This window comes from Actinomadura keratinilytica, from assembly GCF_039539665.1.
Taxonomy (GTDB): domain Bacteria; phylum Actinomycetota; class Actinomycetes; order Streptosporangiales; family Streptosporangiaceae; genus Spirillospora; species Spirillospora keratinilytica.
This window is the reverse complement of sequence record NZ_BAABDO010000171.1, coordinates 1-10336: the sequence shown is the minus strand read 5'-3', so window position 1 is coordinate 10336 and position 10336 is coordinate 1. Positions and strand designations below refer to the sequence as shown.

Genomic DNA, 10336 nt, shown 5'->3' with positions numbered 1-10336 from the left:
CCCCCGGCCCCGGCGGCCGGGGCACGGGCGGACGCGGCCCCGGGGGGCGCGGCACCGGCGGCCCGGCGTCCTCCGGCTCGTCGGCCGACGCGAGCAGGTCCTGCAGCCGCTGGTGGACGTCCTCGAACACCGCCACATGCCGCGACACCGGCGTGCCGCCCAGCTCCGTCAGGCGCGCCAGCACCAGGTCGACGCGCGGCTCGCCGGTCGGCTCCGGCGGCGGACCGGCGGGGACGACCGCCTCGGCCACCCCCTCCCGCGCCCCGGCCTCCCCGCCCTGGGGCGGCCCGCCGGGCGGGGCGGGCGCGTGCTCCGGCGCGGCATGAACGGCCCGGTCCGACGGCTCCACGGGCTCCTCCACGGCCTCGCCAGACATCACCTGCAACCTCCAAGAAGACCCCGACCGCGCACCGCGGGTCGCCTCCGGCTCCGTCAGAACGCTACCGTCCCTTCACGACATCGTTGTCGACCGAACGGGGAACGGCCTGACCATGGCGAACGAGGAGGACTGCCGCGCGGCGCTGGGGCGGATCACCGAGCGGCTGGCCGAGGTGGACGAGGAGCGGCTCGCCGAGCACGTCGTCGAACGCACGATCAGCTGCCGCATTCCCGACCTGAGGCTCGCCTACCGCTCCCGGATCCACGCCGGCGGCCTGGATCCCTTCGAGCCCACCGACGACCCCAAGGCCGCCCAGGTGCGGATCACGGTGCGCAGCGACGACCTCGTGGCGCTCGCCAACGACGAACTGCACCCCGCCCGCGCGTTCACCAGCGGACGGCTGAAGGTGGAGGCGAGCCTGCTCGACCTGCTGCGCCTGCGCAAACTGCTGTGAGGTCCCGCCGCCGAGCGCGGCGGGGCCCCGGGGGCTCGCGACACCCCTACGAGCGGCTCTTGTGCTCCTTGTACGCCCGCGGCAGCCTGAAGCCGCGCTCGGCCATGACGGCGCGCAGCCGGTCGGGGTAGTCGGTGATGATGCCGTCCACGCCGTCGTCGATGAGCTTGTTCATGGTGGCCTGGTCGTCCACCGTCCAGGGGATCACCTTCAGGCCCAGCCGGTGCGCCTCGTCCACCATCGTCCGGGTGACGTACGGCCGGTAGTCCGGGTCGGTGGCCTTGCCGTTCTGCGGGAAGCCGTGCACGGGCGAGAACGCCGACGCGCCGAACGACTTCACCGCCCGCAGCGGGTCGCCGCCGAAGTCGTCGATGTCGATGCCGCCCAGCCACGGCGACCTGCCGGGCCGCCCCACCTGCAGGAAGTCGTGGTCGGTCAGCGCGACCAGCGGCAGCCTCGGCTCCACCCGGCGCATCCGCATCAGCGCGCCCCAGTCGAAGCTCTGGATCGTCACCTGCCGCACCATCCGCGCCCGCCGCACCTCACGCGCGGTGACCTGCACGAACTGCTCGCGCGGCGCCGTCTCACCGGGCGCCCCCGCCTCCACCTTGGTCTCCACGTTCAGCTTCACGCCGTACGCGCGGTACCGGTGGACGAGCCCGAACACCTCCCGCAGCAGCGGCATCCGCTCCCCGGGCTCGGCGCGCTGCCCCGGGAACTCCGGCAGCGTCTGCGAACCGCAGTCCAGGGTGCGGACCTGCTTGAGCGTCAGCGTGTTGACGTACTTGCCGACGTAGGGGTACTCCGGATCGCCCGGGACGGCCGGCCCCGTGTCCCGGCACTTGCGCCCGTCGACCCGGCGGTCGTGGGTCACCACGGCCTGCCCGTCCTCGGTGATCTGCACGTCGAGTTCCAGCGTGCTGACACCGAGCCGCAGGGCGTTGGCGAAGGCGGGCAGCGTGCTCTCCACCACCAGCCCCAGCCCGCCCCGGTGGGCCTGCAGATCGAACGTCCGCTGCCTCGGCCCCGGCTCGGCGGCGGCCTGGGCGGTCCCTGCCGCCGTCAACACGAGCGCGCCCGTCAGCGTCGCCGCGAGGACGACACGGCGCCATCTGGTCATGATCGTCTCGCAATCCCTTCCGTTCCGGCGGGCCGCACGGCCCGTGGGACACGGTGCGCCGCCCCAGAGTGCACCAAGTGATTCCGAGACAAACGATCAGTAGCCCCCACGCGAACAAACCGAACCCCACCCCAGCACACCGACCACAACACCCACCACGCCCCTCCGCCCCGGGGCCTTCCAGAGCGGGCCGGATGGCCGCAGCCCGGGGGCGGGCGGACCGCGAGGCGCTGCGGGCGGTCAGGCCAGGGACAGGCGGTCGAGGGCGGCGGCGACGGACTTCGGGGCGGCGGGTCGCTCGTCGCGCCAGGCGGCGGCCGCCAAGGCGCGCAGGCCGTCGTACGGGTCGCCGCCGCCGGTCAGTTCGATGACGTCGTCCGTCCACCGGGCGGTCCACCCGGCGCACTCGAAACGGCCGCCGGACCCCCGCACGGGCGGGTGGGGCACGAGCAGACCCGTCAGGTCCGGCGCCAGGAAGGTGGGGCGGTGCCGGGGCGGCGCGGTGAGCGCCGTCAGCGGGTCCGTCACCCCGGTCAGCACCAGCAGACTGTCGGCGCCGCCGTTGCGGGCGCCCTCGATGTCGGTGTCGAGCCGGTCGCCCACCACCAGGGGCCGCCGCGCGCGGGTGCGCAGGATCGACTCGCGGTGCAGGGGGCGCTCCGGCTTGCCCGTCACGATGGGGTCCACGCCGGTCGCGGCCCTGATGACCTGCATCAGCGCGCCGTTCCCGGGCTGCTGCCCGCCGGCGCCCGCGGGGATGGTCAGGTCGCCGTTGGACGCGACGAACAGCGCGCCGTCGCGTACGGCGCGGGCGCCCTCGGCGATCAGGTCGTACGACAACCGCGGATCGTAGCCCTGCACGACCGCGGCCGGCCGTTCGGACGCCGACGACACCGGACGCAGCCCCTGGGCGTACAGCGCGTGCCTCAGGCCCATGCCGCCGACGACGAGCACCGCCGAACCCTGCGGCAGCCGTTCGGCCAGCAACCGCGCCGCGGCCTGCGCCGACGTCACCACGTCCGCCGCCTCGGCCGGAACCCCCACCTCGGTCAGCAGCGCGGCGACCGCCGAGGGCGTACGGGAGGCGTTGTTGGTGACGAACGCCAGCCGCTGTCCGGCCGCACGCGCCTTGGCCAGGGAATCGGCGGCGGCGGGCACCGGGCGGTGCCCGATGTAGACCACGCCGTCGAGGTCGAGCAGTGCGACGTCGTACTCCTCGCACAGCGGCCTGTCGCAGCCCTTCATCGCGTCCCTTCTGCTCGGAGGGTTCCAGCCCGATCGTAGGGGCCGGTCATCTGCGGGACGCGAGGGTGGCCCGGGCATGCCGCAGCGCGTTGGCGTAGTCCCTGTTGTCGGGCCGCATGGCGACCGCGAGCGCGAGGTACTCCACCGCGCCCTCGAAGTCCCCGAGGCGGCTGAGCGACAGCCCCAGGCCGAACAACGCGTAGTCCTCGGCGGGGTCGGCCTCGACGATCCAGCGGAAGCTGTCGGCGGCGTCACCGTAGCGCCGCGCCCCGAACTGGGCGCGGGCCAGCGCCTCCCGGATGCTGCGCGAGGACGGCTCGGCCTCCGCGGCCCGCGACAGCAACTGCAGGGCCGCCGCCGCGCTTCCCGCCTTCAGCAGGCTCAGCCCGCGCGTGTACCACTCGTACACGCCGCCGTCCGGGCCGCCGGGATCATCACCGGGAGCGTCCTGCGGGGAATCGTCCGGCCGTCCCGGTCCTTCAACACTCATGTGGACCTCCCCTCGGACTCCGGGTCCCTTCGACCGTACCCGGGCGCGGACGATGCGGCGATCGCGGATTAGCATGCCCACGGTGAACGACGATCTCCCCCTCGGAGCGGACGCCGAAGAGTTCAGCGCCCGCGTCTTCGGGGCCGCCGAGCCGCCCTCCGGCGGCGGCCTGGAGCTGGCGCCGTTCCGCGGAGTGCGGTTCGCCCCGGAGGTCGTCGGCGACCTGGCGGCGGTGACCACCCCGCCGTACGACCTGATCGACGACGCGGAGGTGCGGCGGCTGCTGGCCGTCGGCGGGCACAACATCGTCCGGCTGATCCTTCCGCCGACCCCGGAGCAGGCGCGCGACACGCTGCACGAATGGCTCGCCCAGGGCGCGCTGACCACCGACCCCGAGCCGTCCCTGTACGTCTACGAGGTCGCGGACGCCCGCAAGGTCCTGCAGCGCGGGCTCATCGGCGCGCTCGCCCTCCGTGCGGAGGCGGACCGGGTGGTGCTGCCCCACGAGAACGTCTACCCCGGCCCGGTCCGCAACCGCCTGGCCCTGATGACCGCCGTCCAGGCCGATCTGGAACCGATCTTCCTGGTGTACGAGGGCGACGGCGACGCCGCCGACATCGTCGACGAGACCGCCGGCGGCGCTCCCCTGCTGTCCGTCCGCACCGACGACGGCCTCGAACACCGCCTGTGGCGCATCACCGAACCGCACCTGCACGCCCGGATCGCCGCCGACCTGCGGCCCCGCCGGGCACTGATCGCCGACGGCCACCACCGGTACGCCGCGTACCGCACTCTGCAGGCCCGCCACCGCGCCGCGGGCGACGGCCCCGGCCCGTGGGACCACGGCCTGGCGCTGCTGGTCGACGCGAGGCGCTACCCGCCGCACTTGGGCGCCATCCACCGCGTCCTGCCGGACCTGCCGCCGCACGTCGCCGTGGACCGCGCCGCGCGGTTCTTCAAGGTCACCCCCATGCCGCCCGACCTCGGCGAGGCCGCCGCCCGCCTGGCCGACGCACCCCGCCCGGCCTTCCTGCTGGCCGGCGGGGACCGGCCGCACCTGCTCACCGCCCCCGACCCGCGCCGCCTCGGCGAGGCGATGTCCTGCGGCCACTCCCCGCGGTGGCGCGGTCTCGACACCGCCGTCCTCGACCGCCTCCTCATCGAGCGGGCCTGGAACGTTCCGGAGGACGAACGCAGCGTCGAAGTGGTGCACCACGATCCCGCGGCCGCGCTGGACCGGGCCCGCCGCACCGGCGGCACCGCCGTGATCCTCAACCCGCTCGAGGTCGAGGACGTCCTCGCCGTCGCCGACGCCGGCGAACGCGTCCCCCGCAAATCGACCTCCTTCGGCCCCAAGCCCCGCACCGGCCTCGTCCTGCGCCTCCTCCACTGACGGCGAGCCGACGGGCCGCTGGGTCGCGTCGGCGGATCACGGTGGATCCACAGCACGCGGTGATCACGCCCAGTAGCGCGCCCGGCATAGCGGGCGGCGCCACCGCGCCGTCACCCGAACCGGTTGACGACGCTGCGGCGGCAACGCAGCGGCCGCAGCACAAACGAACAGGCGACCACCACCCCGCCCCGCCCGCAAACAGCACCCACACGCCACGAACCAGCACACAGCGAACAACCCGACCGCCAAGAACCACCAGACAAGGCCCGGGCATGTCCGGCAAATCACGGTGCACCCACAACAGCACGCTCATCACACCCGCTAGGAGTGCTCGACATGGCGGGCGGCGCCACCGCGTCATCACCCGAGCCGGTTGACGACACCGCGACGGCAACGCAGCGGCCGCATCGCAGCGCCGCCCCGCACCGGCGGTGCCACGGGGCCGCACGGGTGGCGGACGACTCAGTGCCAAAATCCGCCAGACAGAGGCCACAGGCACCCGGCGGGCAGGAAGCGGCGCGGTGACCGGCTGTGCGCCCTGACGAGAGCTGCCGCGCCAGGCGGTCAAGTCGTCGAGGGCGCGGGCGTCGAATGGTCCGCGTGTGACCGGATCGGCCACGTGGCGGAGGCTCGGGACACGTGGGCGGTCCGCGACCAGACGCCACGAGACGCCCTTCACCCTGGCCGTCAGCGGACGCCGGACGAGGTCGTCGGCCGGCCTGCCGCACCTGTCGACGCGGTTGACGTGCATCACCGCCTCCTTCCGTCCCCGCAACCATCCGGCATCCGGGAAGGCGGGCGAAAGGCCGCGCCGGAACTGTGGATAACCGGGCGACACGGAGCGATGATCGTCCAATGGACACCACGATCACGCCGCTGGGCGGCGATGTGTACGAGATCGACACGCGGATGGCGGGGTACTCGGGCATCACCGCGGGTTATCTGATCCTGTCCGACCGGCCCTGCCTGGTGGAGCCGGGCACCGCCGGGTCGGCGCCGGTGGTGCGGCGGGCGCTGGACGAACTCGGAGTCGGCCCGTCCGATCTGGCGACCGTGGTCGTCACGCACATCCATCTCGACCACGCGGGCGGCGTCGGGGACATCGCGAAGATGTATCCCGACGCCGAGGTCGTCGTCCACGAGAAGGGCGCGCGGCACCTGGCGTCGCCGGAGCGGCTGATGCGCAGCGCGCGCATGGTGTACGGGGATCAGCTCGACACGCTGTTCGGGGAGCTCAAGCCCACGGAGGCCGCGCGCATCCGCGCCGTCGAGGACACCGGGGTGATCGACCTCGGGGGCGGGCGGAGGCTGGAATCGCACTACTCCCCGGGGCACGCCAAGCACCACGTGGGACTGTTCGACTCGCATACCGGCGACCTCTACGTGGGGGACGCCGCCGGCGTCTACATCCCCGAGACCAAGGACGTGCGGCCCGCCACGCCGCCCCCCGACTTCGACCTGGACACGGCGCTGGCCTCACTGCGCAGGTTCCAGGCCCTGGAGCCGCAGCGGCTGCTCTTCGCCCACTACGGCCCCGTCTCGGACGTGACGGAGACGCTGGAGCGCTCCGCCGAAGAACTCCGCGTCTGGGTCGACACGGTGCGGGAGGCACGCGACCAGGGATTGGACCTCGACCACGCCGTCGCCATGGTCCGCGACCGCACCAAGGAGCGTTACGCCCTCACCCAGTCCGAGGCCGACCCCGAGCTCGCCGCCAAGTACGAAATGCTCAGCGGGATTGAGAGCAACGTCGCGGGCATCATGCACTCCCTCGACAAGACCGGGCAAGGGTGAGGCGGCGGGCGCCGAAGCGGGTGCCTTGACGTTGTAAGGTTCCGTTTGATCGCGGCAGGGGGAGACGGACGGCCGCCGGCGGAGTCAGCGGCGGAACGGGCCGGTGACCTCGTAGGTGCAACCGTCCGTCCCCGCCACGAAGCCGCTGGTCCCCCGCTGCGACGAGAAGTACAGGCGGCTGCCGTCGGGCGAGAACGCCGGCCCGGTGATCTCGGACTCGTCATGGCCGAGGACGCGCAGGAACGGGGCCACCACACCGTCCGGTGTGATCACGTTGATCTCCATGTTGTCGCCGTCCTCGGCGACGTACAGGTCTCCGGAGCGCGTCCCGGTGATGTTGTCCACGCCCGCGAGAGGGGGCTCGCCGGTGGTGACGAGGTCGTCGTCGTAGGCGAGGTCCAGCCGTTCGGCGGCGGCGTCATACGCCCACACGCGGTTGTCCCCCTTGGTGGTGAAGTAGCAGACGCCGCCGGTGTAGTAACAGCCCTCGCCCCCCTTGAAGCGCATGGCGCCCGGCACCTGATCCCGGGTAGGCGTCAGCCAGATTTCCGGGTTGGGCACCCGCGCCCACGTGACCTCGCCCGTACCGGAACCGACGAGGACCTCCAGCGTGCCCGCGGACAGATCCCCCCACGTCGAGGGCCGGAACCGGTAGAAGCAGCCGTCCGGCTGGTCCTCGGTGAGATAGACGACCTGGCGGTCGGGGTCGCACGCGGCGGCCTCGTGCTTGAAACGCCCCATGGCCGCGCGCGCCCGGGCGGAGCGCTCTCCCTTGGGGTCGGTCTCGTACACCAGGCCGAAGTCGTGTTCCTCGCAGGACAGCCACGTCCCCCAAGGGGTCGCTCCGCCGGCGCAGTTCACCGACGTGCCGTTGAGGATGCGGTACGCCGAGACGATCTTCCCCGTCGCGTCGAACCGTACGGCTGACACACCCCCGACGAGGGGAACCTCGGAGTTGCTCACGTAGATCCACCCGTCGCCGTCCGGGAAGCACGCCCCACCGTCCGGGGCGGGATGCCAGGTGTACCGGGTGCCCTCCACGCGCCGCAGCGACCGGGCGATGACACGGCTGGTGAACCCCTGGGGCAGCCGGATGCCGTTCTCGTCCGCCGGCAGCAGGGGCCCGTACGGGCCGGGCCCCGGCTGCGCGGGCCCTGCGGCGAACGCCTGCTGCCACAGGGCCCCGGAGAATGCGGCCGTACCGCCCGCGACGGCGGTCGTGCGGAGGAAGGTGCGTCGGCTCGGACCTGTCGTCGGCATGGCGCTCCTCACACGCTCGTCAACGATCACGTGGAGTCGACCACCGGCATATGGCACCGGCACCCCCGAACGACCACGATTCCGTGAACATCGCGCGAAGCGCAGCACCCGTCAAGATTTCGGGCGGGATCCGCTCAGTCGGCGGACGTGTTCCGCTCCTCTCCGCGGCCCTCCGCCGGGCCCTCGCCGTCCTGCGCGGCTCCCGCGCCGCTCACAGCGCCCTCCGCGCCCGCTGAGGCGTCCGCGCGGCCTTCCGGCCGGGCGACCGGCTCCCGGAACACCACGGAGATCTCAGGCGCCTCGTCGCCCGCGTCGGCCGGTGCCGGACGATCGCCGTCGCGCGTCGCGTCGTCGGCGGCGGATGCGTCCGCCGGTGCCGCGGGCGTCGCCTCGGCGGCCACGGGCTCCTGGAACACCACGGAGATCTCCGGAGCGTCCGGGACGGTGCCGCGGGGCCCGCCGGCCGCTTCGGCTTCGCCGGCCGTCGCCGGTGCGTCGCCGGCGTCGTCGGTCCGGGGGGTTTCGGCGGCCTCCGCCGGCTCCTCGCCGGTCGGCGACGGCGGCGCCTCATCGGAGTCCGCGGGCTCCGCGCCCGACTCGTCCTCCTCGGTGTCGATGATGTGGAGGCCCTCGAGCTCCGCGTAACGCTCGGCCGCGTCGGTCTCCCCGTCACGGTCGGCCGCCGCGGCGCGGGCGAACCAGTCGCTCGCCTCGTCGCGCCGTCCTGCGGCCTCCAGCGCGTCGGCGTAGGCGTAGAACAGCCGCGCCGACCAGGGACGCAACCGGCGGTCCTTCAACTCGGGCACCTGGAGGGCGACGACCGCGGCCTCGTACTGCTGCAGGTCCCGCCGCGCCCCCGACTCCACGATGCGCAGTTCGATCCGGCCGGCCTGGTCGAGCCGTGCGCCCTCGGCGGACTTGATGAGGTCGAGCGCGCGCTCGGGGCGCCCCATACCCCGCTCGCAGTCGGCCATGACGGGAAGGTAGGCGTCGCCCCCCGTCCCCAGACGGCGCGCCGCGCGCAACTCCGCGAGCGCATCGGACCACTCTCCCGCACGGTAGGCGGAGAGCCCCGCGGCCTCCCGGACGATCCCGACGCGGGAGGCGAGCCGCCGGGCCGCCTTGGCGTGCGCGTAGGAGGTCTGCGGGTCCTCTTCGGAGAGACGTCCCGCCATCACCAGATGCCGGGACACCCGTCCGGCGAGGTCCTTCGGCAGGGCACGCAGCTCCGCGCGCACCTCGGCGTCCAGTTCACTGCCCGTGACGTGCTCCGGCACCGCCGGCTCGTCGTACTTGGGCGTGTGCTCCTCGCGCCCCTGGGCGGCCTTGCGTCGGGCGAGCTTGTCGCGGGACGGGCCGTAGGGGCGTCCCGCGGCCTTCTTCTGCCCTCGCGGACCCGGTGCGCCGCGCCGCCTGTCGGCGACGCGCCCACGGTCCTGGGACCGGTCGCGCCCGTGCTCGCGTTCCCTGTCGTGGTCGTGATCGCGGTCCCGCTTCCAGGCGCGGTCCCGCACCTCGTCCTGGGCCCGGTCGCGGTCGCGGAAGCGTCCCTTGGCGCGCTGCGCCTCGAATCGCCTGGACGCGCCAGGGCGTGCGGTGCGCCGCTCCTCGCGGTCCTTGCCCGAACCGGTGTCGAAGGGACGTCCGGGACGCCTGTCCTCGCTGCGCGGGTTCCGGCGAGCGTCGGTGCGCTGCTGGTCGCGCCTCTCGCCCGCGGGTCGAGCACGATCCGAGGACTTCTTGAACGGACGGCCGCCCGCGCGTTCGTCCCGCCCGTCCTTGCGGTCCCGTGCCGGACGGTCTTTCCATCCGCCGTCCGAGCCGGATCGGCCCGGACGAGATCCAGTAGCCGGACGGGCGCCCCGTCCAGAGTCTTTGCGTGACGCGAAACCGCCGCCTTTGCGTTGCCCCGGTCCCCCGGTGCCGCGAGGCTTTCCCCCACGACCGGCAGGCGTTCCTCGTCCCCCATTCCTGCGCTGCCGCTCGTCGCGCCGCCGGCGGTCGTCGCCGCCGCGGCCGTCCTCTTCCGCGCTCATCCCGTCCGTCACAGTTTCTCGATGTTCGGTGGACCCTCGCACTCTATTTTGGCAGGGCCAGACATGCGTCGAGGGCCGACCTCGTTACCGAGGCGGCCCTCGACCAAAAGAATGTCCGGCGGCGTCCTACTCTCCCACACAGTCGCCCGTGCAGTACCATCGGCG

Annotated in this window: 8 protein-coding genes and 1 pseudogene; 3 read left to right on the top strand and 6 right to left on the bottom strand. The window is 73.5% G+C overall.

What is annotated here, in order from left to right; genetic code table 11:
* A pseudogene (locus ABD879_RS30505) lies at positions 1-376 on the bottom strand (hypothetical protein); the annotation flags it as partial.
* A 115-nt stretch (positions 377-491) separates the two neighbouring features.
* On the opposite strand from ABD879_RS30505, the gene ABD879_RS30500 reads away from it, so the two are divergent.
* Positions 492-833, top strand: coding sequence for an SCP2 sterol-binding domain-containing protein (locus tag ABD879_RS30500; protein ID WP_285493731.1), 342 nt, complete (start codon positions 492-494; stop codon positions 831-833).
* A gap of 46 nt (positions 834-879) precedes the next feature.
* On the opposite strand, the gene ABD879_RS30495 is transcribed toward ABD879_RS30500, so the two are convergent.
* From ABD879_RS30495 to ABD879_RS30485, 3 genes are all read right to left on the bottom strand, one after another.
* Positions 880-1953 (bottom strand): glycerophosphodiester phosphodiesterase, encoded by a 1074-nt coding sequence (locus ABD879_RS30495; protein WP_345025196.1) that lies wholly within the window; start codon positions 1951-1953, stop codon positions 880-882.
* 240 nt (positions 1954-2193) lie between these two features.
* Entirely contained in the window at positions 2194-3198 is a 1005-nt protein-coding gene (locus ABD879_RS30490) for an HAD-IIA family hydrolase (protein ID WP_345025195.1), read from the bottom strand.
* A gap of 46 nt (positions 3199-3244) precedes the next feature.
* Complete coding sequence (locus ABD879_RS30485; RefSeq protein WP_345025194.1) at positions 3245-3688, bottom strand: tetratricopeptide repeat protein; 444 nt, start codon at positions 3686-3688, stop codon at positions 3245-3247.
* A 73-nt stretch (positions 3689-3761) separates the two neighbouring features.
* Between ABD879_RS30485 and ABD879_RS30480 the strand changes: the two genes are divergently transcribed.
* Positions 3762-5081 carry a DUF1015 family protein gene (locus tag ABD879_RS30480; protein WP_345025193.1) on the top strand — a complete coding sequence of 440 codons (1320 nt, stop codon included), beginning with the start codon at positions 3762-3764 and terminating at the stop codon, positions 5079-5081.
* Between the two features lie 855 nt (positions 5082-5936).
* On the top strand, positions 5937-6875 hold the full coding sequence (locus tag ABD879_RS30475; protein ID WP_345025192.1) for an MBL fold metallo-hydrolase: 939 nt from the start codon (positions 5937-5939) through the stop codon (positions 6873-6875).
* An 84-nt stretch (positions 6876-6959) separates the two neighbouring features.
* Here the strand turns inward: ABD879_RS30475 and ABD879_RS30470 are convergent, their stop codons facing one another.
* The gene (locus ABD879_RS30470; RefSeq protein ID WP_345025191.1) at positions 6960-8135 is read right to left on the bottom strand and encodes an alkaline phosphatase PhoX; all 1176 of its coding nucleotides are present in this window, start codon (positions 8133-8135) and stop codon (positions 6960-6962) included.
* A 134-nt stretch (positions 8136-8269) separates the two neighbouring features.
* Entirely contained in the window at positions 8270-9649 is a 1380-nt protein-coding gene (locus ABD879_RS30465) for a tetratricopeptide repeat protein (protein ID WP_345025190.1), read from the bottom strand.
* Positions 9650-10336: the final 687 nt, after the last annotated feature.

Coding starts and splice junctions, on each gene's coding strand:
- ABD879_RS30470 (WP_345025191.1), bottom strand. CDS start 8,135: ATGCCGACGACAGGTCCGAGCCGACGCACCTTCCTCCGCACGACCGCC.
- ABD879_RS30500 (WP_285493731.1), top strand. CDS start 492: ATGGCGAACGAGGAGGACTGCCGCGCGGCGCTGGGGCGGATCACCGAG.
- ABD879_RS30485 (WP_345025194.1), bottom strand. CDS start 3,688: ATGAGTGTTGAAGGACCGGGACGGCCGGACGATTCCCCGCAGGACGCT.
- ABD879_RS30490 (WP_345025195.1), bottom strand. CDS start 3,198: ATGAAGGGCTGCGACAGGCCGCTGTGCGAGGAGTACGACGTCGCACTG.
- ABD879_RS30495 (WP_345025196.1), bottom strand. CDS start 1,953: ATGACCAGATGGCGCCGTGTCGTCCTCGCGGCGACGCTGACGGGCGCG.
- ABD879_RS30475 (WP_345025192.1), top strand. CDS start 5,937: ATGGACACCACGATCACGCCGCTGGGCGGCGATGTGTACGAGATCGAC.
- ABD879_RS30480 (WP_345025193.1), top strand. CDS start 3,762: ATGCCCACGGTGAACGACGATCTCCCCCTCGGAGCGGACGCCGAAGAG.